The sequence below is a fragment of the Chitinophaga rhizophila genome, assembly GCF_019492185.1.
Lineage (GTDB): Bacteria > Bacteroidota > Bacteroidia > Chitinophagales > Chitinophagaceae > Chitinophaga > Chitinophaga rhizophila.
Map to the genome: position 1 here is coordinate 184,428 of NZ_JAICCF010000001.1, position 25,865 is coordinate 210,292.

Genomic DNA, 25,865 nt, shown 5'->3' on the forward strand with positions numbered 1-25,865 from the left:
AGATAAACTTATGCGCACACGATATACATTTCATATTTACCTTTTTTTCTGCTGTATGCTGACGCTTGGCTGTAGTAAAGAACTTGCTGAAGACCCCAGAGGACTTGTAGCTGGAGACGATGCACTGAGCAGCCCTGCTGGCCTTGAATCAGTATTAAACGGAGCATACGGAAGTCTCCTGGTTCCATGGACCAGCGGCTTTACATCTGTTTCACAGATAGCCATGACAATGGGAGCTGACGATATTACCACGCATCCCGGCTCTAACAAAGAAGAATTTAGGGAATTTGATCGCTTCAATGTCTCCTCCCTTAATAGCCGAATGAATCCTATATGGCTAGGCTGCTACAAAACGATTCAATCTGCTACCAACATCATCAACAATTATGAACAGGTACAGGGTGGTAACCTGGATACGCTGCACGCCATCGCAGGAGAAGCAAGCTATTTGCGCGCACTCTGTTATTATTGGCTCACGCGATTATGGGGTGAAGTTCCGGTGATACCCTCTGAGATATACACCCCGGAGTTTCTTACACTGAAAAAGAGTAAACCTGCTGACATCTATCGTCTCATAGAAGCAGACCTGATCAGGGCGGAAGAATGGGTACCCAATACCAGAAGAAGCCTGGGACGCCCTAACAATGGTACCGTCAAGGCGTTATTGGCAGAAGTATACCTGACTGAAGCAGGCTGGCCATTGAAAGATCAGACCAAATATGCGCTGGCTGCTGCAAAAGCGAAAGAGGTAATTGATAATAAGGCGAGTTATGGTTTTGATCTATTCACTGGCGACTACTTGAAAATATTTGCCGGCGGTACGGTCGAAGACGTATTTACATTATTTACGCGCGGAAACTGGATCACTTACAACTCTTTTTATGGTTTATCAACCATGCCGGAGAACGAAGGCGGCTGGAGTGACTTCTTCCCTGAGCTGAACTTCTTCAATAATTTTCCTGCTGGACCAAGAAAGGATGCCACTTTCAGTACAACATTCACTTTGAGTAACGGCACCACCATCCCCTGGCAGGAAACTACCACCCAACATCCCTATTATAAAAAGTATACAATACAATCAGGTAAACGAGACGTATACATGTCTAACAATCCTGTAGTGATGATGCGATACGCACATGTACTGCTGACTTACGCAGAGGCCCAGGCCCGTGCAGCCGGCTCTCCTGACAATGATGCCTACGCCGCTGTTAATGCGGTACGTCAGCGTGCGGGTTTACCTCCCTTACCAGCCGGTTTATCAGGTGCTGATTTTGCGACTGCAATTGTTAATGAGCGTGCCTGGGAGTTTGCCGGTGAATGGAACAGATGGTTCGACCTGGTTAGACTGGAAATGGTAGAAGCCGCTAATGCGGTCAAAGCCCCGGGCGACCTGCCACCTGCCAATACTATCACCAAGGCTAACTACTGGATGCCAGTGCCTGGTGCAGATGCCGTGATCAATCCTAATTTATGACCGATAGATGAGCAAAACCCAACATAACTAATTGTTTCTATAAACGCTGTTTTTTTATTATCAACCAGTGATGCGGATGAGCGTCACTGGTAATTCCACCCAAATATTCCCGTTATGAAAATGATCAAATCTACATTTGATGCTCGCGGAGCTATGCGGGCAAATGTCTGGTTGCGCCAATGCTGGTCCAACAGGATACAGCTGATCCAGCGTTTACTACTGCCTCTCTGTCTGTTGATTTCCTGTACCCTCCATGCGCAATACCTGCTGCTGGACGATATGGAAGGTCGTGGACTATGTTCCGGCAGATGGACATATTACGCTGGCAATACAACAACCGGTAAAGTTGAATTTGGCGTTCCGAATCCTAACCCTTCAGGATTGAATACCAGTCCGCTGGTAGCCAAATTCACAAAGGACACCAGCAGCTTTGAATACATGAGCGCCTCGTGTCAATTGCAGGACTCATTTGACCTGTCTGTGTCCAGTACTTTCAAAATGCTTGTATACAGCAGCACGCTGGACGAAATCATGTTTAAATTACAACCCGGCAGCAACTATAGCAAGGCCATATTTTTCACCTTCAAGCCTTCCCGTGTCAATACCTGGGAAGAAGCCAGTTACAACTTCAACAGCGTAAAACACCGCACTGATTTCAATACTGTTGCCATCCAGTACATTGATGGTAAAAAAGCGAACGGTGTCTTATATTTTGATCTCCTGCAAGCACCACATCCTACCGCTATCACGGTAAAGGATACCAGTATTTCAATGGGCAGCGAAAACGGTGCAACACTTACTGCCAAAGTTACCGGCGGTACTTTTGCGACTACCTTGACCAGCGCTAACTGGCGGGCAGCGAATCTGCCTCCCGGTGTGACTGTTGCCAGTGTTAACCGTATAAATGATAGTATCGCTACGATTACGCTCAGTGGTAATTCTCCTGCAAATTATTCACGCTCCGTACTAAAGCTAACTGTTGCCGGTGTTGAACTGGCCGACACAAACACGATTACTTACACCGCAAAAGGTAATGTGGTTTTTGAAGGCAATCCTGCCTGGACCCTCGTCTTTTCAGATGAATTTAATGGGACAGGTATGCCTGATCGTAGTAAATGGTACATAGACCCCCGTCCTAAAGGATGGATCAACGGCGAACAGCAGGTATACGTAGATTCAACCCGTGATAATGCCAGACAGCGGAATGGCCATCTTGTAATTACCGGGAAGAAAGACTATCCCACCGGCAACGCCGCAGAACCATGGTCTTCTGCACGCCTCGTTACGCAGGGCAAATTTGATTTCCGTTATGGTAAAGTAGAGGTCAGAGCAAGACTGCCGCGTGCGCGTGGATCCTGGCCTGCCATCTGGCTTATGCCTACCACCAGCGCATACGGCGCGTGGCCCAGAAGCGGTGAGCTGGATGTAATGGAACATGTAGGCAATAAATTTGGCACTGTACTCTCTACTATCCATACTCAGAAGCGTAACTGGACGAATACAGGTGGTATTTCAGGAACGAAAATCATGATGGACGTAGATACCGTATTCCATGTGTATGCGATGGAATGGAATGCAGACTCAATCAGATTTACTTTTGACAGTTCACATATCCTGACGTATGTCAATCCACGCACAGACTGGCAGGACTGGCCATTCGACCAGCAGTTCTTCCTTATCCTGAACCTGGCAATAGGTGGAGGTATGGGTGGTGCTGTTACAGATGCGGACTGGCCTGACAGCATGTTGGTAGACTATGCCAGGATATACCAGAAAGGTATCGGTACGCCTGTACTTGACTCTATCCAGGTCACGCCGGCCAGCACTTCGTTTCTTCCTGGTAAACAACAGCAGTTTACAGCAAAAGCCCTTGATCAGAATGGAAGACCTCTTAATATTACGCCAGTGTGGAGTATAACCGGCACTGGTAACAGTATTACTGCTGAAGGATTGGCTACGCTGAATAATTCGGGACAAGTCACTGCTACCGCTACATTGGATACCACTACCAAAACAGGACGCGCGTTCGTCACTAAAAGACCAACAAACTACAAGAACATTCCGGCCAGGATACAGGCAGAGGCCTTCGATAACAGCAACGTATGTTGTACGGAACCTACCACCGATAACGGCGGCGGACTAAACGTCAGCTACATCGGCACAGGTACCTGGTTTGAATACGACATCAACGTTCCAGCCGCAGGCAGCTACCGCATACAGTATCGCGTTGCTGTAAATAGCGCATCCAGCCTGAAAGTGCTGTCAGATACTAATACCTTGCAAACTGTCAACCTGCCCGCAAGCGGAGGCTGGCAGAAATGGATCACAGTAACTTCTGCGCCGCTGCCATTAAACCAGGGACAACAAACCATCCGTATTGTTGCCAATAAAGACGGCTGGAACTTTAACTGGATAAATATTGTACCGGCAGATGCGTTTCAACTTTCCCGCCTGGTGGTAAAACCAGATACTGCAACACTCCTGACAGGACAAACACTCACCTATTCAACAACTGCATATGCGCAGGATAGCAGCCTGATACCCTCCGCCCCTGTATGGTCGGCGTCACCGGGCAGCACAATCAGTAGTAGCGGTGTATTTACCGCCAACACAGCTGGTAATTATGTGGTAAAAGCAACCCAGGGACTGATTGCAGATTCTGCAACTGTAAACGTTATTACGCCACCGCAACTAGTCAGGATCGCTATTACGCCGCTTTCCGCAACTGTGCCGCTGAGAGCATCGCAGCAGTTCGTAGCCAACGGATTTGATCAACGAAATAATCCTTTTACATTCAAACCAGTCTGGCATACAACAGGCACTGGTAATACCATTGACACCAATGGCATATTCACTGCCGGCACTGCCGCAGGTACGTTTGTGATCACGGCAAGTAGTAACAATATTTCAGATACTGTCATTATTACTACAGACTATACCTGCAGTGTAAATGATCAGTACGAAGCAGAAAGTGCTTCCAACCGTGCTACCAATACTGTATTGGAAAACTGTACAGATATCGGCGGCGGACAAAATTTCACTAATCTCAGAACAGGTGACTGGTTTGCTTACAGCAATCTTAATGTGCCTGTTAATGGCCGCTACCGTATCAGTCTGAGGGTGCTCTCTACAGCGCCATCAAAAATATGGATAGGGCATAGCAACTTTAAATTTGATACTATCAATGTGCCTTCAACAGGCGGTGTATGGAAAACTATCAGTGACAGCATCAGGCTGCCGTCACTTAATTATACAGGAGTGCATGTATTAAGCGGCTCCTTAAAATTCAATTGGTTCAGTATAGATAATTGCGCGGAAGATACTTCAATGCCTAGCGTTTCGTATGCGGCAATAAAAGAAGTAGCGCATACAGGTATTGGGGGTTCGCCTGTTATTTATCCTAACCCTACCAGTGGACAACTGACAATCAACTTAAACTGCGTGTCCTGTCAACGGATAAAGGTCTGCGACCTTCAGGGAAATATCTTACGACAATGGAATATTGGAAAACTGGAAAAGATAGTCAGCAGAGATGTCAGCGCGTTACCAGCGGGCATGTATATCCTTAAAATTGAAGGAGATAACCCTGTGGCAGGGATTCCGTTTATAAAAATATAAATAGTGGGGCTGACCAAAAAGTCAAAAAGGACTTTATGGTCAGCCCACTATTTTTGCCCAATAGTGGAGTGTTTTCGAACCAAATATTATCGATGATTAAAAGGTTATTTGTTAACATGTAGCTGTTATTGTACTATTTATAGAGATTAACATCGGATTAACCTGTCGAAGTCTGCATAAAGCTATTTTTGAAAATCATACTATAATAGTACCTAATATTTTTATGGACAGAATATACAAAGAATGGTTCTCACAAATTAAACATAAAGTTCAACAAGCCCAGTTGCGGGCCACTAGTAATTTCAATATTATTCTGATTTAACTTTACTGGGATTTAGGAAAGGAAATCGTGTCGAGGCAGGCAGAATTTAAATGGGGCGATAATTTTCTTCAACAGCTATCAACAGATTTAAAGGCAAGTTTTCCTCAAGTAAATGGATTTTCCCGTAGGAATTTATATACGATACGTCAATGGTACTTGTTCTTTTCTCAACAGTTCGAATTTGTGCCACAACCTGTGGCACAATTGCCTTGGTCGTATCAAAGAACCTTGATTTCCAAGGTAAAAGACATCGATATTGCCATTGTTTACGCGAATGCCACCCATAAAAACGGTTGGTCCCGTGATACGCTTAACAGATTAATCTTAAAAATTGATCCAAAAAATTGGGACCGACCATAAAGTCCTTTTTGACTTTTTGGTCAGCCCCTAGTCATGCGTTTACAACGCTATTCTTCTCTTTGTTAATCTCGCCCATAATCTCAGCAAACATTCTGATAGACTTTATTCTGTCTTTGATATCAAAAGTAGGTGTAACGCATATTAGCTCATCTACTTTTGTTACATCCAGGAACTCACTGATTTGTTTCTTTACAGTCTCTTTACTTCCATAAAAGGAATATTTCAACATCTGATTGATAGCAGGATGTTTCGTTACATCCTTCAGATCATCGGTCATTTCTGCCGGTGGTTGTAAGGCATCAGATACACCTGTCAGTACGCCGACAAACATTTTAATCAATGTTGTAAAGAGCATTTCAGCTTCACGATCAGTATCTGCTACAAACACGTTGACACCAGCGATGGTATATGGTTTGTTCAGTGATGGTGAAGGTTTAAACTCTTCGCGGTAGATCCTTAAAGCGTTCATCAGATGTGTAGTGGCAAAGTGACTGGCAAACGCGTAGGGCAACCCTTTGTCAGCAGCAAGGTGAGCGCTGTCTGTACTGGAACCTAAAATGTACAATGGTACATCTGTGCCTTCTGCGATGGAAGCACGTACTTGCGCCACTTTATTCTCTTCAGAAAAATACTGCTGAATTTTATTTACTTCCTGCGGAAATGAGTGCGCCGCCTGCATGAAATCAGAGCGTATAGCACGGGCAGTCTGCTGGTCAGTACCTGGTGCCCTGCCTAATCCCAGATCAATACGACCAGGATATAAGTGAGCTAATGTCCCGAATTGTTCAGCGATAACCAGTGGAGAATGGTTGGGTAGCATGATGCCACCGGAGCCTACCCTGATTTTGTCTGTGTTATCGGCCACGTAACCTATCAGTATTGAAGGGGCATTGCTGCCCAGATAATTAGCGTTATGATGCTCTGCAAACCAATACCGCTGGTAATCCAATGCCTCCGCTTCCTTCGCTAACGCCAGCGAATTGTTCAGTGTCTCTTTTATTGTACTGCCTTTCGGCACTAATGCCAGTTCTAAAATCGAATATGCGATACGCTGTTGTTCCATATTATTTGTTCTTTTACCATCCCATTAGCTACACACTGCCATATATCCATCTCGGGATGACAGCGGGAGCCTTTTCTCAAAATTATAGTCAAAGCTAACCATAAATCGCTATACTTTGTATAGTACTTTCCCAAAGGAAAGCTAAACTTATAGCAAGGATAGCAGTAAAAACGGTGTTTTGACTATCCGGAGACAGTAAAAATTCTATTTATACATGGCGTTCCGATAGCTCGACCAGGTGACTTGCGATATCATCCAATGGTAGTATTACATTAGGGGAGTCATACTCGATCACATTTTTTGTCATTTCGCTATTTGCTCCAATCTCAGGCTCTTTGGTGATAACATACCCTCCCTGTTTGCCTATCATTGTTGTTCCAAAAGTGGCGGAATCTCCCATACCACCCAATACAACGGCAATCGCCCGCTCTTTGAGGTCCATAGCCATCGAATAAAACAGATCCTTAATAGCAGTGTTTATTAGTTCATGCGGCTTTCTCGCTCGGACGTGCAGCATTCCTTCATTAACGGATATCAGACTGTTTTCAGCGATAACATAGACATATCCGGGCTGTATCCTGGTAGTTGACGTGACTTTAATAACGGGAAGTGAACTGTACCGGCGTGCGAGTTCGGACAACTTGCTTTCTCTGTCCCGTCTTAACGGAGCAACGACTATAAAAGCAATATGTACATTAGCGGGTATTTTTCCAAACAGTGTTTTCAGATCTTCTATGCCGCCGCCAGACACTGCAATTGCAACAACTAAGAAACTCATACTTTTCAACATTGGTTATCGTCAGGTGCAGAAATTGTGCCCAGTCTGCATTACCAGGTTATGTCAACATGCTGGCCGCCGCTGATTTCATAGGCAAGATGCCCCTCCGCCAGTAAGTTGCCGGTGGTGGCAATCTTTTCTCCCTGTAAGCGGACTGTCAGCTGTGGCAACTCCTTATCGCTTATTTTCAACAACACCAGCCGGCAACGCAGTTGGTTGCTACCTAGTATATCAAAGGATACCTGTTGTTGTGAGTTGTCAAAACGCACAACCGGATAATCTACAGCAACACCAAAACCGGCTTCAGGTACATAATGGTAATGCCTGGGTACGATTCCAAATGCATTTCCTGAGCCATACACCTCCTGTCCCACGGCCCCTGAGGGTAGCCAACCGTCGTTAAGGTCTTCCAGTACGATCCATAAGTTCCGGTCAAGCTCGCCTGTTTTAATCTCCTTCGATAACATCTCTTCAGGAAGCATTGGAGGATAGTAATAGCATGCCCGGTCTATCAGATACCGTATATATTCACTTGCCAGCAGACGTATTGAGTCGGGAACCGGCTCCCCTTCGGCCAGCGCCAGGTATTCATTAAGCGCACAGAACACTTCAGACTCTTCATAGGCCGCTGTGTAAGGAGCATCATTTAACGGGAACAGTCCAAAGAAGGTTCCATAATGTTTTCCGAATCCATAATTACAATCCCATAATTGTACATTCCGGAATATGTTAGCCAGGCAGGTAATGCTCAGGTCAAGATACTGCCGTTTACCAGTTACCTTCCACAACTTTAGGAGCGCTTTTGCGCTGAAAGCAGTATTATTTGCCTGATAAAAGAGTTCAAATCCCAATCCGGCCAATGTCTCAGCAGCACGCTCTGCCTCTTCGAGGTAGGTTGCATTACCGGAAAGCTCATATGCCTGTAACAATATATGAGCGTATAGTCCTGCAACATCTTTTTCTCCACCCTTGCCTGGTGCTGTCTCCTCTTTAAGTACTTCGAGGGTATCCATTTTATAGAAAACCGGCCATTTATAATTGAAGTGCCTGGCTACCTTTGTTGTATAATCAAGCGAATCAAAGAAAAGCCGTTCCGCATCTTTATCTCCTTCAGCGGCTAAACGGGCAAGATTCAGCAACGGATGATGAAGATACCAGGAGTCCATAGTAAGCGGCGCTTTCTGTTCCTCCTCCCCTTCCAGCCAATCCTGCACAGCAGGTAGCCATCTCATGATGGTCTTTAGTTCGGGGTTATAGAAGTCATTAACCGTCTTCCGGATATCCGCTATAACAGGTAGGTCACGACCGCTCCACTTTGCGAAGTCGAGCTGCGGTAGCAGAACGGCCAGCTGTACCATGATCTCCGGCGGCGTTTTATAATCACAGAAATAAGCGTTTAAATATTTCTTGCCAGCAATGTATGTCCAGCAACCATGATTATCCAGGTCTTGTAATCCTTTTTCAAGAATATCCGGCCAATGCTTATACGTGGTCTCTGGTCGCGGCATTTTCAGATACACTGCTGCTAGCATATCCACGAACTGCCTGCTCATGTCTGTATCTGTTATAGCGATATTTGTATCAAAGGTTACATATGCATCATTCACAATAAATGATTCATCTGCTGGCAGGGACTTGTCATTAGTGGTGGGCAATGCCATACCTATTTCCGGCCATTGGCCGCCTACGAGTTCTTTTGCAGATGTACCGGTCACTTCATTGTAAGCGGCCAGGGCGGTTAAATTCTGCAGGTAAAGCACTGCTCCAAATGCAGGCTTCCTTTCTGTAAAGTATAACAGCCCTGAACGGGTACCAGCCTGCTTCACATGCAGCTCTCCTTCTGTATTCTCCGGTTTGTTATCTTCTCCTGAGACAACGATATCCCGCGGCCAGAAAGGAATGAATACCGGAGCAGCAGGGGTGAAAGTTGTCTGGTAATGCAGTACAGGCCATTTACCTTCATCTATTGTAATAAGTACACGCTGGTCGCCTGCAGGACAATCTGCGCCGATATGTAACCCAGTGTCTGACTTTGTACAGTATTTTATTGTCATATGACCTCCCGCGCAATAGGCCGCCCGGAACATCACCTTACCTCCCGATGGCTGACTCACCGTTATCCATATCGAATCAGGCGTAGCATACACCTGGAAAGTATATGGCGCAAACACTATTTTATAGAGTTCCAGTTTTTCATCTGTCATAAAATAACGTGAGGCGGCAACCGCCCAGGGAGATAGTGAATGTGTCATAGTAAATAGTTTCTGCTTGTTTGGAGGATGTGAATACAAATCAATCGCTGCTACACCACATGGTGGTTATATTACGGATATGGCCTTCACCAACTCACCGCGAATATTATACCGTAGTAATATTGCACCTGCTACACCCGAAGAAGCATCATATCAATAGCTGTCTGCTAAAAGGCATCGCACGACAGAAAATATCTTTAAGTATATATGTACATAGTGTGTGTAAGACTATACACAACAATTACGGCAACACTGAAAGGTAATAAAACATCTGGTAGTTGCAATTTCAGTAATGATCAGTTAAAGCCCTCCCCGCCATATACTTCAGGGGAAAATTACAAGGATGGTATGTATTTAGTATCACCGTCACTATACTCAAACCATGAAAAACGTATTGCGCAACAACGGACTTTCTATCGTTGTTTTCCTGCTTTTTTTTATCAGCCTGATTGGCCAATTTTATACCGGTTTGGCTGAGCATAACAAAGAACTTACCGAAGAACATCAACCACCTGTAAATGCGGGTCAGTATGTGATGTCAGGGCATTTTATACAAGCTACCTTTGAAAACTGGGAAAGTGAATTTCTGCAAATGGCACTGTTTGTTGTACTCACCATATCTTTACGGCAAAAAGGATCTTCCGAATCCAAGAAGATGGATGAGTCGGAAGAGGTAGACCGTGAACCTTCACCACTACGTAAAGATGCCCCCTGGCCTGTCAGGAAAGGTGGTTGGATATTAGCGCTATACAAACATTCACTTACCATCATACTGCTCATCCTGTTTATTCTTTCATTTATACTGCACCTCTATGGTAGTCTGAAAGATGAGAATGAACAACTTGCACAAAAGGGATTACCACTGGAGTCATGGAGTAATTACATTGCAGATACACGGTTCTGGTTTGAATCTTTCCAGAACTGGCAAAGCGAGTTTCTATCCGTATTCACCATTGTCGTACTGTCTATCTTCCTACGACAGAAAGGATCTCCCCAATCTAAACCTGTGGATGCGCCTGATTACGAAACAGGCGAATAATTGATCGGCCGTGTAAACCTCTTTCAGGACGGTACTCTCTTCATCATCCTACGTTGATGCTACGTTCAAAAACGTAAGATCAACGTAGCATGATAAAAAACCGCAAAAACCGGTCAATCAGCCGGAGTACCCATCGCTCACCCCTCCCTCATTTTACATGGCTTCACAGCCTCGCCACACCATGATATGGCGTCCTATGCACACGATTTGGCGTCCTATGGACATAGTCCGGAATCGCGTCTATAACAGCGTTAATTTTGTCTCAACAGTCATCATCAGGGTGCTATAAAGGCGAAAAAGTTGCTGGTTAACACCTATCAGGATAATGACTACCAACCTCGTGAAAGACTGTTTGTTTGCGCACGGGGTATACTGAAAGACTGCTCCTGGAACCTTACATGGTGAAGACATGTCAGCTGAGAGGATAAGCAGCGCTATCAGCGTAGCTCTTTGAAATAATGGTTTATAATTAGTCTCAATATCACCAGACTAATAACGCAGCAGCTTTTTAAGGCAGCTGCCTGCTGACAAACGCATAGCTGCTTTCAGTGGTTAAAAGGGATGTACAGGTATGATCCCGGTAGTGCGCGCAACAGCAACTAGCTGAACATAGACCGGAACTGCCTGGGTGTTTTATCTGTTTTGTTTTTGAACAATTTGCTGAAAGACTGTGGATATTCAAATCCTAATCGGTAAGCAATCTCACTGACAGACAGATCTGTTGCACTCAGCAGTTCTCTCGCTTTATCGATCAGCTTCAGCTGGATATGCTGTTGCGCACTCTGACCGGTGAGACTACGTAACATATCACTCAGATAATTGGCTGACAAGTTCATTTTCTTTGCCAGTAAGGATACAGTAGGCACAGCGTGGTGATGGGCGGTTTCATCATCAAAGTACTCATCCAGTAACTGCTCAAAATCACTCAACAGGTTACCACCAGCCTGTTTGCGTGTAAGGAACTGACGGTAATAAAACCGCTCACAGTAACTAAGTAATAATTCAATCTGTTTGATCAGGATAGTTTGTGAAAATGTATCGGTCGGTAATGCACTTTCCCTGGCAATCTCATTTAATAATGCCGTGATCATGCGTTCCTCATCTTCAGATAAATGCAGCGCTTCATTAACAGCGTAAGAAAAATATCCATAACGGCGGATTTCCCTTGCCAGCGGATTTCCATGTATAAAGTCAGGATGAATAACAAGCCATAATCCAGAAAGATCCCAGTCATCACGGATCTCAGTTATGACTACCTGATTAGGGCTGAAAAATGTCATGACGCCATCATCAAAATCATAATGCTGCTGCCCATAGCGCATATGTCCCTTGAAGTTCTTCTTCAGGGCAATACAATAAAAACTGTACGTAACTGATTCCAGCACAGGATCATCGAAACATTTGATTGTAGAAAAGTCAATGACGCTGATAAGCGGATGCCGGGGCCGGGGCAGATCAAGCAGTTCATGTAATTGCCGGATGGACTTGATGGAATATGGCGTCATACATTTCATTTGAAAAGGTAAACAGCGTTCGCAGCATTAATCGAAATCTGTTGACAAAGTAAGATACTCCCATTGTGCAAATTCTGCATCTTCTTCTTTCCTTTTTTTCGGAACAAGCTGGTAGGTATCAGCGCCTAACAGCAAATGCAGGGGTGGTTGTGACATAGTGGTAATTTCCACCAGGATCTTTGCCAGTTTATCAGGATCTCCAGGTTGTTGACCACTAAAACCTGACCACATTTTCTCAGCCTGGTCTACGCCATACACAGCAATTCTATTCGTTACATACTGGAGAGAGTCCATAAACCTGGTTCTGAACTGCCCCGGAGCAACAACGGTCGCTTTAATACCAAAGGGTGCTACTTCCTGCGCAAGCGCTTCTGTCAGACCAATAATACCAAACTTGGCGGCATTATAGCTGGCAGCGTTTGCAAAACCGACGTATCCGGCGTTGGAAGAGATGTTGATGATATGACCAGACTGTTGCTTCCGCAGATAAGGGATGACATGGCGCAGCACATTTACAGTTCCAAACAGATTCACATCGATAGTATTCCGAAATTCCTGATCTGTCATTTCCTCAATGCTTCCTACTAAACAATAACCGGCGTTGTTAACCACGACATCAATCCTGCCGAAATGTGATACCGCCTTATCTATTGCCTGCTTAACAGCCTGATCTGAAGTAATATCCAATTCTAATGGATAGAAACGCGCTTCATCAACATTAATTGCATTGTTGAACGAAGTGATATTACGGCTGGTAGCAACTACGCGATGTCCCAGTGATAACAATGTTTTGGTAAGATGTAAACCCAGTCCGCGGGAAGCACCAGTAACCAGCCAGACTTGGGATGTTTCGTTCATATTCATTTGCAGCATTTTTATAGCTACAAAATTCGGTTGTCAGCCTATCACAAAAGTAGCCGGATTACGGGAACACGTATCCAGATTACTGATGGCATACCCTCATCTTAAGCATCGCCCTGTTGAACAGGTATTACATTTCCTTACGGCACAAGCAGTTTGCGCAGCTCTTTGATGGCTTCATGTACTTTGTTATAGATAGTCCGTTCGCTGAGACCTGTAGCGACAGCCATCTGAGCATATGACAATCCTTCAAAATACTTCATCCGGATCAGCTGTTGCTTCCTGTCCGAAAGTTGTTCAATAGCATTTGTGATCTTTTGCTGCTGTACAGCATCCGCTTCTCTGAGCAGGGATAATTGTTCCGGAGATTGTTCCGTAAGTAATTCCAGGTGCTCATCTGTCAGTTCCTGTCCGGTATAAAAAGCAATACCTTCTTTTAACAACCGCCTCTTAAAAGAGGTAGTGATGTAAGTGAGCGGATACGCGACGTCATTTAACCTGGCGCGCTGTTGCCATAGGTGCAGGAATTGCTGGTTCAGCGTATCTGTTACCAGTGACCTGTCCGGATTGATTTTTAATCCTACTGAAAGCAGATAAGGAAAAAAACGGCGATACAATGCATAGAACTCCTGTTCGCCCTGATCGTTTACAAATGCTATCCACAACGCATTGATCTCTTCAGTCCCCCTGGTTCCCATGCGGTTGCGATTAATTGATAGAAGGCGCAAATGTATCTTATACTGCAAAATATGATTTACGCATTCGGGAAATTCAAGTCATTATATTTTTTCCCAAATTGATCAATGGCCTGTCACAAGGCCACAGCAAAGCATTACAGCCGACAACATATTTTTCCGGCAAAATACAACCGGGTAAAAACTGGTCGGGAGTCACTCTATTGAGTAAACGCACGAACCGAATGGACGTAGAAGCCCTACTGTTAGACGAAAATTATATCCGCTATTGCCTGGGAACAGCTGATGCAGCTACGAATCAACAATGGAAGGAATTTAAGACCACGCACCCTGAACATTTGCCGGTGCTGGAAGAAGCAGCCGTATTGATTAATGGCATGTATCAGTGGAATGCGGAGCAGCAATTAAGACAACTTACCCGTCCGCGAAAAGTTTCCCTGTATGGATGGATAGCTGCTGCTGCTGCCGTAACAATACTGGCAGTGGCAGGTTACAGATGGTTACGTACGGATAGGCTGCAACCAGTTGTTACTGAGGCAGGTCAGCTTAAAAAGTTCTTCCTTTCTGACAGTACATTATTGTATTTACAACCAGGCACACGTATACAATACCTGAAAGGTAGCAGAAAAGTGCTGCTGGAACAGGGTACATTATACTGCGAGGTGAAACATGACACTGCACATCCGTTCACAATTGAAACCAGCACAGGGTATACCGTCACGGATATCGGAACCGCCTTTCATGTAAGCAGTGACCCTGTAAGGAAAATAACCCGTGTCAACGTAACTGAAGGAGTCGTTCAGATAGGCGCTATAGAATTACATGCAGGGGAAACATGCCTACTTGATCATGAGGATGTGTCGCTTGAAAACGTAACAGTTCGTCAGCTGCTACAATCCCTGCAGGAAAGTTATAACGTACGGTTTGTAGTAAAAAACAAAGAGATTATGGCTTGTAAAATCACTACCAGCTTCAGTAAAAAAGAACCGATACACAATATCCTGGATAACCTGGAACTGGTATACGGCATCGTATATACTATCCGTCAGCAAGAAATTATCATAGATGGCAAAGGCTGTAATTAATATATTGCTATTGTCACTGCTGGCCATAGCATGTCATGCACAGACAACTGATTTTACAATCAGTAAAGGCACCCGGCTGGATCAGGCCCTCGCGGCTTTATCAGCACGGTCGGGCGTTCATATTACCTTCAATCCGGAGGAGGCCAGGCAGGTAAAACTTGCCGCACAGGACTATCAGCAGCAACCAGTCAGGCATATTATCAGCAGTATGCTGCAGGGCACAGATTTCAGCTATCGCCTGCAAGGCAGCCGGCTTGTCATATATAAACATACGTCTGCTACGAAAACTACGCCCGCTGTACCTACTAATCATAGTGTATCTGGCAGGGTAGTGAATGAAGAAGGCATTGCGCTTCCCGCTGCCACTATCCGGATAACAGAGCTGAACCAGTTCTCCGCCACAGATGCACAAGGGTACTTCCATCTCCAGGCGTCTGCCTTCGGCAATTTTACCCTGGAAATCAGTTATGTGGGATATCAGCAGCAGACACTCAAACTCTCCACCATACAGGCAGATACCATCCTTGCAAATACGGTGATGAAAGAAGTAAGCCTGCGGTTGAAAGACATAGCTGTTACCGCCAGCCGGACGTTTGAGGCCAGTTCCAATTCATCATTGATAATAAACCGGGAGATGATCGAGCAGACTACAGCACTCAGTCTGAATGATCTGCTTAACCATATCCCTAATAAACAGATTACACCACCTTCGCTGCAGAACGTACAAAACATTAACCTGCGGGCAAACTTCTTTTCGACACAGAAAAACAAAGGCGCGTTTGAGCTGAATAACGCTTTTGGCGTTGCTATTGTTATGGATGGCAATACCCTATCCAACAACATGAACATGCAGACCTTCAATCCAGGCCACAGGGGTATTGCTGGTTCATTCCTTAGTAGTCCGAATACTTACGGTCTGAGAGGTACCGGAACTTCAGCCTATACCGGCGATTACACTTTCGGCGGTACGGACCTCAGGCAGATCACTCCAGATAATATCGAGCGGATAGAAGTAGTATCCGGCGTAGCGTCTGCCAAATACGGCGACCTCACCGACGGAGCTATCATCATTGAAAGACAGGCAGGCATTTCCAAAGGTTACTTTCGCACGCAGCTAAGAGATAATGCAACCAGTACCAGTTTTAGTAAAGGCTTTCGCCTGTCTGAAAAAGCCGGTGTCATGAATGCAGGGTTCAGCTATGTCAACTCATATGCAGATTCGCGCGATAAACTGAAAGCTTACCGCCGTATTAATGGCAACGTCATCTGGACCAACTATTTCGGAAAAGAGCACCGGCTAAAGATCACCACAATCGCTGATTATGGCAGAAACCTGGATGGCATTAAACGCGACCCCGATGATCCGACAAGCACAATCGTACGTTTTGATAGCTGGAACTTTAGTATCAGCAACAAAGCTGCATATAGGGTGAACAGCCGGTTCGTAAAAAATGTGAGTCTGAATGTACGCTATAGTGAAGGGCATCAGTATTCCTATCGGGAATGGCAGATGAATGAGCCATACGTGTTATATACAGATGCCACTACCACAGGCATCCATCAGGGTATATATGACAGAGGCATTTACACAGCCGAGAGCATTATTGATGGCCGGCCTGTTAACATGACTGCCAGCCTGGATATCAGTAATGAATACAGAACAGGGCGCATATTGCACTTCCTGACAATGGGCGGTAACTACAGTTATGGGAAAAATAAAGGATTAGGGCAGGCTATAGACCCCGGCAGACCCCGCAGTACTACGGATATCAGCCCTAATGGTACAAGAGGTGCACGATCGGAGCGTTATTATGACTTCAGCAGGGTGATTGCACAACAGGATCTGGGCATCTATGCTGAAGACGTATTCAAAGCTAATGTCAGGGGTCGTTATCTCCATGTGCGTGCAGGGGCCCGGTTAGATGTGCAGAATGGATACGTTACCGGTTCGCCAAGGATCAATATCAATTATGAAGCGAGCAACAAGTTGCGCCTGGGGGTTGCTTATGGACTGGCATATAAGTCTCCCGGACTGGCCATGCGCTACCCCGGCCCTATCTTCACAGACATTCCCTTACTGAATGCCTACAACGGAAATGTAGCAGAAAGTGAAAGCAGGATATTCGTTCACCGTTATGACCCGAGTAATGTAGGATTACGCTCTTCAAGTACGCAGACTTTAGAACTGTCAGCACAATATAAACATGCCGGCTTCAGCCTCTCTTCTAATGTATATAGTAAATGGTCGCGCAATGGCATCGGAACGCTTGAAGTGCAGGAAGTGCTGGAACTACCGGTTTATACGGCGCAGTACCGGCCAGGCTTAAAACCACTTGTTACACAAACAGGCACAAGACGCTACCTGGCAAACGGCAACATATTCAGGAACCTGCTGAACACGAATAGTCAGGGCGTAGAGCTAATGGTCAGTACGCCAAAAGTCAAGTCAATTGAGACTTCTTTTAATCTCAGCGCCGGTATTAACAGATCAGCGTATCATTCGTCTGCCCCTGTCTGGATGACCCGTGAATCGGGTGTAACGGCACCGGCTCATGCCTACATGGGCAGATATCCTTCCTCTCGATATACGAGCTACTTCAGTAATGGTCGCATCTCATCGATTACACACATTCCGAAGATCAGCCTGATGCTGCAGTTTACCGCAGAGTGCAACTTCCTGAACAAGACACTCAAAGCGGCAGAAAGCGGGATCCCTGATGCTTACTTCACGAATGACCTGCAGTTCGTATCAATCAAAGGATTTGATCAGACCAATCCGGCTTACGGACATCTGCTCAGACCGGAAAGTGAGTTAAATCAGGAGAATATACCCAGGGCGGTAATGAACTATCACCTGAGCATAGGCAAAGAGATTAAAAAAAGATTCCGGTTCTCATTCAATGTATACAATGTATTTAACTACCAGCCATATTATATCAATTCAGGAGGAACGTACAATTTCCCTAATTCCGCACCGACTTTTGGCGCAGAGATGTCTATAAAGATTTAACATCAGCAGTATGCATATGTTCTGTTCAGGCTATCCTTTCAGGCATATGGCAGTGACAATACATCGTACAAGGATACCACTGACAATTAAAATTAAAAATTAACAGATGAAAAAGATTTCTTACTTGCTTTTACTGATCATCACAGCAGCCATATCCTGTAAAAAAGAGGATACGATCAGCACCGGCATACGGCCTGTAGATGTTACAGTAAATCTATCCTATGGACTTGACTCAAGTAAATACAAACTGCCGGTAGGTGGCATCACCGTCAAGATGACCAACACCAACTCAGGCACGGTACAAACTGCGACTTCCAATGATTCAGGTAGGGTACGCTTTACCAACGTGCAGGCCGGCGCTTATGATATTGACGCCATGGTCACCATTGCTGATACCACCTACTACAGGATCACCGGTAACCTGATTGAAGAGAACATCACTTTTAATGCGTCTGAAAAAAACACCCGTGTAGCTGTAGGCGATGAAATCAAACTGAACCTTACACTGGTAGCAGGTACTGTGGGAGACTGGGTGATCAAACAAATTTACTATGCAGGTTCGCATACCACCCAAGGTGCATTATACCGTGATCAGTTCATTGAATTGTATAACAACACAGACAAGGTATTGTATGCAGATAGTATTTATATCGGCCAGCTGTTTGGCAGGCAAAGTCTAACGCGTAATAACACACACGTACTTCCAAACGGGCAGGTTGACTGGACACATTCTGTTGGTATGAACCCGAATATTGATGCAAATAATGATTACGTGTATACCCGCTCCATTCTGATGGTGCCCGGCAATGGCACAACTTATCCGGTACAACCTGGTAGCAGCATTATCATAGCGCAAACAGCGCTCAACCATAAAACGCCTTTTACTGGCGCAAATGGTAATACGATCTCCGTTAAAGATCCATCACTGACGGTAGATCTGAGCGGAGCCGATTTTGAAGCCTATTACGGCGACTTTGCAGGATCTCCGCTTGCATCTGATATCGACAATCCCGAAGTACCCAACATGGTGGTGTACCAGTATAACGGCAGAGACTACATACTTGACAATCCCGGCAGAGATGCCTATATCATCTTTAAAGTAGATGCTTCGCAGAATGTACGCAACTGGCCTTCTTATCCGTTGCCAACATTAGCGCCGCCCCCATCGACTGCCGATTACTATATACAAGTACCTAACCAGTACATTATTGACGGTGTAGAAGTACAGCCGTCTGCCGCAGAAGACCGTATTCCAAAAAAACTGAATGCTGCTTTTGATGCAGGTTTCACCTTTGTACCTAAAGGTAGTTACTCTTCTCAGTCAGTAATCAGAAAAACAGCCAGAACAGTGAATGGTCGCATTATTCTGAAAGATACTAATAACTCAACTGAAGACTTTGATTACCTGGATTTCGCCAATCCACGTGGATTTAAATAATGAGAAAATTATTGACATTACTAGTACCCTGCTTCATTGGACCATTGTGCGCAAATGGACAGATTTCCGCTTCATTGGCGGGAGACTCTGCGCAATACCTGCTATATGAAGCCGCTAAGCTATCACATACTTTCATTTATACCCTGATGCCTGACGGTTTTAATACCGTCAGGCTGGGATATACTTATGAAAAAGGAACATTTGTTCCCGCTCAGGGTAGTACGCAGATTCGTGCTGTCAGCTTTAACACGGAGGGCAAGACAACACTGGGCAAAGTAGCTTTGTGGGGGCAATTCGGTTATCAGCGTATCACTGAAGACAGTACACGTTTTGCACACCAGACCAGGAATAATACCACTACCCCTTACTATATGGGCTCCCCCGTTCCGGTTAGCTATAATAGAAACGTCTACCAGGCAAAAGCCATAGCACAGCGCGTCTTCTTGAGTAACCATCTACCGCTCGCTGTAGGTCTGAACTACCGGATCGGCGATCATTATTCTGTGAATGATCCGAGGGGCAGCATGTCAGACTATCAGTTTGATCTATCTGCCGGTACAGGATATATATGGCGATCTAAGCTCACTACTACTATAGATGGGTATTATGGTTATGGACAGGAACAGCTGAACGTCGCCTATAAAAACATCAACTATGTAGACAGTCATGCCTATCCTGCATATGCCAATTACCTGATCAACGGTTACGGAGAACCAGCCCTGAAGCGCAACGATAGAGTGTATCGTAATAAGATGATCCGTTCCGGCGGAGGGGCTTCTTTTGTATGGAAAGATAGTATAACCGGCATTATTGCAGCTACAGGTAAATGGATCAGGGAGCAACAACGTTATATTTATCAGTCAGGCGCAGGCTTTGACTCCCTTGCCTTGTACACGCTCACCACCAGCAGCATGCATGTGGTATGGTCCAGGCGAGCCTGGACGGCCACCTTGGATTATGAGGCGCAAAAAGGAGAAGATTTTCATGTGCGCCACAAAGCTAACAACTATCAGTACAGGGGAAAAAATTACGGTGCGCAGATTACACATAGCCGTAATGGGAATAACTATAGCGTGTCTGTTGCCAGTCACAGCACGCAGCGGCTGGACGGAACCACCGGTAACCATATCCACTACACGATGCTTACACTGCGTCCCTCATTCGGGATGGTGCGGCAATCAGCAAAACAGGACTATTGGGGATACGCGGTTACCCTGCATTACGGTAAAGCAACAGACAAAACATTGTCAGTAAATGACGGCAGTGCAGGCATGTTTACACAACAGGTCATTTACCATGATTACTATTTTAACACAGCAGACCAGGCGGGCGGCTATCTGGACCTGCATTACAACAAATACTTTCCGGGCTATTACGCTGGCATCAAGGCCAGCATCATTTATCTGCGCGGCATGAATTTCAGCGCTCTTGTGCTCGACGAGGCAATGATGCCGGGTAAGGACAGGGTATCAGCATCCCTGTCACTGAATTTTTATTTCTAATTGTATCTGATGAAGCGAACACTTTTTATTATAACGGCATTTATTGTTTTATGCGCCCTGACCAACTCAACATCACTGCGCGAACTGTATAGCAAACCTGTGAATGAATGGCCGAGGCCAACGATTGACAGTGGTGTGGTATGGGAAGAGATGGCCCCTCTGCCCAAAGAGAATGCCTGGGTAGAAGGGTTAAAAGATCCGCAGGCACAACTGGGCAGACTATTATTCTTTGATCCGCGACTGTCACGTTCCAACCAGATCTCATGCAGTAGCTGCCATGAACCTGACCTGGCGTGGGGTGATGGCAGACGGGTTTCACTGGGGAATGATCATCTGCAGGGCTCACGTAACACGGCGTCGCTCATCAACGTATTCATCTATGACAATCTGTTCTGGGATGGCCGTGCGGGTACGCTGAATAAACAAGTGCTTGGTCCGCTGGGCGCACATCATGAGATGGATATGGATGCTGCGCTATTACCTGCCAAACTGCAGGCAATAGCGCAATATGATTCCCTCTTCAATGAAGTGTACCCCGGGCAGCCAATTACGGTGGATAATATTGCTACCGCCATTGCCACCTTTGAAAAAACAATCCGCAGCCGTAGAAGCAAATTCGATCTGTTCATGGAAGGAAGAGTGAATGCGCTCAGTGATCAGGAGCTGGAAGGACTGCATTTATTCCGTACAAAAGCGCGTTGTATGAACTGCCACTATGGCCCTTACTTTACTGATAAACAGTTTCATAATATAGGGCTTACCTACTATCAGCGCAAATATGAGGATCTGGGACGGTATAACATCACGCACAACATTGCAGATATCGGCAGATTTCGTACACCCTCGCTGAGAGATGTAGCCTACACAGGTCCATATATGCACAATGGCCTGTTTCCTGAGCTGCTGGGCGTGATCAACATCTATAACAGCGGAATGCAGTTGAGTCCGAAACCTGGTCAGGAAAACGATGCACTGTTTCCTAAAACAGATATACTGATGCAGCCATTACAGCTAACAGCAAATGAGAAAAGTGCGCTGGTTGCTTTCCTACATGCCATCTCAGCCAAGCCGTTACATGTAGCAAGACCGGTATTGCCACAATAATAGAGGCTTGTTAAAATACTGGTGCATGTTTGAAGAACTGGCAGCAGATCATTTGGGCCTATTTTTGATAATGCAATCTCATAACGCAGGTTTAGTCCCGGCCGTATGCCGGCGTCATGATCTGATTCAAAAACCAGGGATACAATATGCATATGAGTAACAAAGCAATTCTCGAAACAGCTAATGCGGCAGTAACAGCCGGCGATTATGAAGCATTCCTATCTTACTGCACAGATGATACAGAGTGGACATTTGTGGGCGACAGAAGATTACAGGGAAAAGAAGCTGTCAGGCAATACATGGCAGAATCATATATAGCACCTCCGGAGAATATCGTTGAGTACCTGATTGCCGAAGGGGACATGCTTACTGCCGGCGGCAAAATTAGCATGCAGCAGAAAGATGGAACTATGGCAAACTACGAGTACTGCGACGTATGGACATTCCGGGAGGGAAAGATGGACAAACTAAAAGCATTTGTGATACCTGCCTGAGTATCACAAATGCGTAGGTTGTACTAGATTAACTATTTCAATCTGACGTCCAGGTAAACAGAGTGGCGGCCGTACGTCTCATAAAATGGCCTGAATGGCACATCGTCAATAGTGAACTGCAACCGGGCCGGATCACCTTTGATGGATCTGCTGATGTCGGCTGCATCTAAAGTGACTGTCCGCCATTCCTTTCTTGCTTCCGGTTCCTGGGCGGCCAGCAATACCGGTCCGTAGAACAGGCTGGCTATATTCTGCTGGTCCATTACCGGGTCCAGGTGAAAACCGAAAGGCATTTGCAGTTCTATTACATCGCCATCTTTCCATACCTGGTTTATTTTCAGATAACTGCCTGGCGTTGCTGTAAGCGCCTGTGTCTTACCGTTGATTTTCACAAAGAAGCCTTTGGTGGCCCAACCTGGCACACGTACATGTATATCAAATTTGCCACTACCATTGATTGTTAAACGGGTATGATCCTCATGCGGGAAACTGGTAGTCTGCACTACAGTTATGCCCCGCTCTGTCCAGTGCAAGGTAGAAGGCACATATAGATTCACATACAGCGCATTATTATCTTTACTTCTGAAATAAATCGCGTTCTGCAACTTGGTATTGCTCTCTATAGCCGTGCCATTGCAGCAGGTAAAGCCTGTCATATCAGCATTACCGAATTGTTTGACAGACCCTGGTCTGAGTGGCACATGGTAGGTGTTTCCCGGATTATCTTTCGCTACAGAAGCGAGTATGTGGTTATACAATGCACGTTCATAGTAATCCATCAGTTCTGCCCGCTGGTTGAACAGGAAAAGGTCGCTGGTGAGCTTCAGCATGTTGTAAGTAGCACATGTTTCGTTTTGTCCGCCGGAAGAGAATCCATTTTCATACAGGGAGGCCGGCTGACTGATAAAACACTCTGCATTTGCAGGATTACGTGCGCCGGCAACGCCGCCAATGCTGTACATGTAGTCATTGACAACCTTATACCAGAAGTTATCAGCTATCTTATAATATTCGGGTTGGCCAGACGTCCTGTATATCTCGACACTTCCAACAATTTGCGGGATATGCTGGTTGGCATGTAGCCCCCGGAAGATGTCTACATTCTTGGCAAGACCGTGAGAGTGAGCAGTATCGCCAAAGAATACCTTGATATTATCAAACAGCTGAGCTGTCTTCAGGTACTTGGCATCTCCGCTGATACGGTACAGGTGTGCCAGAGACTCGTTCATACCGCCAAACTCCCCTGCTATGTAGGTATTCCACATTTTGATGAGTGTATCCTTAGGTAGCTGGCTTAAACGGGCATATACCCAGTCGCTCATACCTTCTGCTATGTCCAGGGCTTTTTTATTACCGCTTACCTCATAGACATCGATCAGGCCGGCCAGTATTTTATGCAGGGTGTAATAGGGTGCCCATATCTGGCTTTTCTGTCCACCATACTTAGCCCCTCTCTCCAGCATTATGAACTGATCCGGCGGGTAAGCACTGATAAAACCTTTGCCCCAGTTCCAGTAGTCATTGCGGATACCTTCGTCGCTCAGGTCTGAATCATAACCCGATTTTCCGGGACCATATGGTATGGCAGCAGGATCAGCAACAGCACTATTGCCGGTTGCTGCTGGCTTTCCGGATAAATGGGATAAGTCGTAGAGGGTGTTGACCATATATGCCATCTTGCCAGCAAAATTCGCCTGTAGCGCAGTGTCATATCCTGTACTGGCATAAGCTTGCGCAATAGCAGTGAGGTAATGCCCGGTGGCATGCCCTCTTAACTTGGTGTCTTTACTGTCCCACACTTCAAGGGGCTTAGCGCCGGTGGGCTGTGGTTGGCCGAAAGCATGCCGGAACATGTAGAGGAAAGAGTTAGGGTCAGTACCAGCCAGGGTGGTGATGAATTTATCACGGTTTTCTACGAATGGCGTACCATGACCATGGGTATCATTAGTAAGGGAGACCTGACCAAGTTTAAACTTTTCCAGCTTAAGTGCCGGGGTACCGGTAGCCAGTGTTTTTTTAACCGTAATAAAAGCTTTGGGATGCAGGTCAGTCCCTGCAATATCTCCGGTGATTGTATAGGTACCCGGCTTAAGCACGGCGCTGTTATCAGTAGCTGCCGGCCATAGTACGCGTACCTTTGGTCCTTTTTCGTTATTGCGGTAGGTGCCTGGCAGATAGACAGGTAAACGAGGCAGCTCTCCTACCGCTGTTTCTACCTGTACATCGGATACAGCTACCAGGAAGCGATTATAGAGTTGGGCGTCAGCTCCTGAAAAACGAGGCAGATCATCTTCCTTTTTTCCTGTCGTATTGACCATACCCTCATTGATACCCTTCCGGGAATTGTGATAGATGCCGGTGATCTGCCGGGCGCTTAATGCCACACGGTAAATACGGAAATCGTGTATCATAGCGTTCAGTGCGGGATCTCCCGGCAGTAAGGACTTTCCGATATAAAGGCGTCTTTTATCAGCAGATTGCTGACCAAATACTGTTGTTAATTCGGCAGGAATTTCTTTTGATTCACCAACAGGTTTACTGTCAGCATAGGTAATCATCTTTTTTGCGGGAATGTCTATTACTATTGCCAGGTGTACCCATTTGTTGAGAGGGATGGCAGGAGCATGCGCTCCGGTCCGACTGTGATTATCTGCCGTAATCAAGGCCTGATAGCCGGGCTGCGCGTTGGTACCAACAGGAGCGGCAAAGAAATGCCGGGAAGTATCGGCTCCGAAATCAAAAAAGCGCTGACCGGGCTGACTGGAGCGCAGATAAATCCAACCGGAGATACTTAGTGATTCCATATCCTTCAGTGCTTCACCAGGGATGGTGACAAAAGCATCATTATTTCCCGGGAGGGATAACACTTTTCCAAACCGGTCATCATTTACAAACCGGAGAGCGTCCGCCTGCGAGCGGGCATGGAGGTTGTTACGGGACCAGTCCCTGAGATCTCCGTTAAATACATACCGTGCAATCATTTCCGTTTCACCTATTCCGTCCAGTATCTGGTCTCCGTTCTGTGCATACATGATGAGAATACCCCGGGTCATGAATGTGGCAACGAGAAAGACACGCAGGAACACTTTGTACATTTTCATATTTGGATAATTTTCATCAATAGCCGGCTGTTGATCCGGCGATGGAGGCAATGTGCCACCCGCTCTACCGGCGTGATATTGCCAATGCCTGATAATATGCTATGAAACTAGGAAGAATACCTGCGTGAGGATAAATATATTTTAGCTAATGATCA

16 protein-coding genes and 1 pseudogene are annotated in these 25,865 nt (G+C 45.7%); 10 read left to right on the forward strand and 7 right to left on the reverse strand.

All coding sequences use genetic code 11. The features are described from left to right. Window positions 1-10 precede the first annotated feature (10 nt). From K1Y79_RS00755 to K1Y79_RS29470, 3 genes and pseudogenes are all read left to right on the forward strand, one after another. The gene (locus K1Y79_RS00755; RefSeq protein ID WP_220248083.1) at window positions 11-1,474 is read left to right on the forward strand and encodes a RagB/SusD family nutrient uptake outer membrane protein; all 1,464 of its coding nucleotides are present in this window, start codon (window positions 11-13) and stop codon (window positions 1,472-1,474) included. 114 nt (window positions 1,475-1,588) lie between these two features. After that, window positions 1,589-5,092 (forward strand): carbohydrate-binding protein, encoded by a 3,504-nt coding sequence (locus K1Y79_RS00760; RefSeq protein WP_220248084.1) that lies wholly within the window; start codon window positions 1,589-1,591, stop codon window positions 5,090-5,092. Window positions 5,093-5,426: 334 nt separating this feature from the next. Next, a pseudogene (locus K1Y79_RS29470) lies at window positions 5,427-5,774 on the forward strand (DUF1016 N-terminal domain-containing protein); the annotation flags it as partial. Window positions 5,775-5,805: 31 nt separating this feature from the next. Here K1Y79_RS29470 and K1Y79_RS00770 read toward each other — a convergent pair. The 3 genes from K1Y79_RS00770 to K1Y79_RS00780 form a co-directional block, all read right to left on the reverse strand. Then, window positions 5,806-6,837: an LLM class flavin-dependent oxidoreductase gene (locus K1Y79_RS00770; RefSeq protein ID WP_220248086.1), complete on the reverse strand. Its 1,032-nt coding sequence runs from the start codon at window positions 6,835-6,837 to the stop codon at window positions 5,806-5,808. 208 nt (window positions 6,838-7,045) lie between these two features. After that, window positions 7,046-7,615: a chemotaxis protein CheB gene (locus K1Y79_RS00775; RefSeq protein ID WP_220248087.1), complete on the reverse strand. Its 570-nt coding sequence runs from the start codon at window positions 7,613-7,615 to the stop codon at window positions 7,046-7,048. A gap of 50 nt (window positions 7,616-7,665) precedes the next feature. Further along, on the reverse strand, window positions 7,666-9,867 hold the full coding sequence (locus tag K1Y79_RS00780; RefSeq protein ID WP_220248088.1) for a glycoside hydrolase family 88 protein: 2,202 nt from the start codon (window positions 9,865-9,867) through the stop codon (window positions 7,666-7,668). A 382-nt stretch (window positions 9,868-10,249) separates the two neighbouring features. Here K1Y79_RS00780 and K1Y79_RS00785 point away from each other — a divergent pair, with 382 nt between their 5' ends. Next, window positions 10,250-10,906 carry a DUF6766 family protein gene (locus K1Y79_RS00785; RefSeq protein WP_220248089.1) on the forward strand — a complete coding sequence of 219 codons (657 nt, stop codon included), beginning with the start codon at window positions 10,250-10,252 and terminating at the stop codon, window positions 10,904-10,906. A 599-nt stretch (window positions 10,907-11,505) separates the two neighbouring features. Here K1Y79_RS00785 and K1Y79_RS00790 read toward each other — a convergent pair. From K1Y79_RS00790 to K1Y79_RS00800, 3 genes are all read right to left on the reverse strand, one after another. After that, window positions 11,506-12,411, reverse strand: a complete 906-nt coding sequence (locus K1Y79_RS00790) for a helix-turn-helix domain-containing protein (protein ID WP_317197464.1) — start codon at window positions 12,409-12,411, stop codon at window positions 11,506-11,508. Window positions 12,412-12,447: 36 nt separating this feature from the next. Continuing rightward, complete coding sequence (locus K1Y79_RS00795; RefSeq protein WP_220248091.1) at window positions 12,448-13,278, reverse strand: SDR family NAD(P)-dependent oxidoreductase; 831 nt, start codon at window positions 13,276-13,278, stop codon at window positions 12,448-12,450. A gap of 143 nt (window positions 13,279-13,421) precedes the next feature. Further along, window positions 13,422-13,979, reverse strand: a complete 558-nt coding sequence (locus K1Y79_RS00800) for an RNA polymerase sigma factor (RefSeq protein WP_220248092.1) — start codon at window positions 13,977-13,979, stop codon at window positions 13,422-13,424. A gap of 221 nt (window positions 13,980-14,200) precedes the next feature. Here K1Y79_RS00800 and K1Y79_RS00805 point away from each other — a divergent pair, with 221 nt between their 5' ends. The 6 genes from K1Y79_RS00805 (at window position 14,201) to K1Y79_RS00830 (ending at window position 22,609) form a co-directional block, all read left to right on the forward strand. Beyond that, window positions 14,201-15,061: a FecR family protein gene (locus K1Y79_RS00805; protein ID WP_220248093.1), complete on the forward strand. Its 861-nt coding sequence runs from the start codon at window positions 14,201-14,203 to the stop codon at window positions 15,059-15,061. Then, on the forward strand, window positions 15,042-18,071 hold the full coding sequence (locus K1Y79_RS00810; RefSeq protein ID WP_220248094.1) for a carboxypeptidase-like regulatory domain-containing protein: 3,030 nt from the start codon (window positions 15,042-15,044) through the stop codon (window positions 18,069-18,071). The genes K1Y79_RS00805 and K1Y79_RS00810 overlap by 20 nt, the downstream gene beginning before the upstream one ends. Before the next feature lie 106 nt (window positions 18,072-18,177). Continuing rightward, window positions 18,178-19,509, forward strand: coding sequence for a DUF4876 domain-containing protein (locus K1Y79_RS00815; protein ID WP_220248095.1), 1,332 nt, complete (start codon window positions 18,178-18,180; stop codon window positions 19,507-19,509). Then, window positions 19,509-21,011, forward strand: coding sequence for a DUF6850 family outer membrane beta-barrel protein (locus tag K1Y79_RS00820; protein WP_220248096.1), 1,503 nt, complete (start codon window positions 19,509-19,511; stop codon window positions 21,009-21,011). Before K1Y79_RS00815 ends, K1Y79_RS00820 begins: the two co-directional genes overlap by 1 nt. 9 nt (window positions 21,012-21,020) lie before the next feature. Then, window positions 21,021-22,115, forward strand: coding sequence for a cytochrome-c peroxidase (locus K1Y79_RS00825; protein ID WP_220248097.1), 1,095 nt, complete (start codon window positions 21,021-21,023; stop codon window positions 22,113-22,115). 152 nt (window positions 22,116-22,267) lie between these two features. Then, on the forward strand, window positions 22,268-22,609 hold the full coding sequence (locus K1Y79_RS00830; protein WP_236059440.1) for a nuclear transport factor 2 family protein: 342 nt from the start codon (window positions 22,268-22,270) through the stop codon (window positions 22,607-22,609). 32 nt (window positions 22,610-22,641) lie between these two features. On the opposite strand, the gene K1Y79_RS00835 is transcribed toward K1Y79_RS00830, so the two are convergent. Beyond that, window positions 22,642-25,710, reverse strand: coding sequence for a beta-L-arabinofuranosidase domain-containing protein (locus K1Y79_RS00835; protein WP_220248099.1), 3,069 nt, complete (start codon window positions 25,708-25,710; stop codon window positions 22,642-22,644). Window positions 25,711-25,865 lie beyond the last annotated feature (155 nt).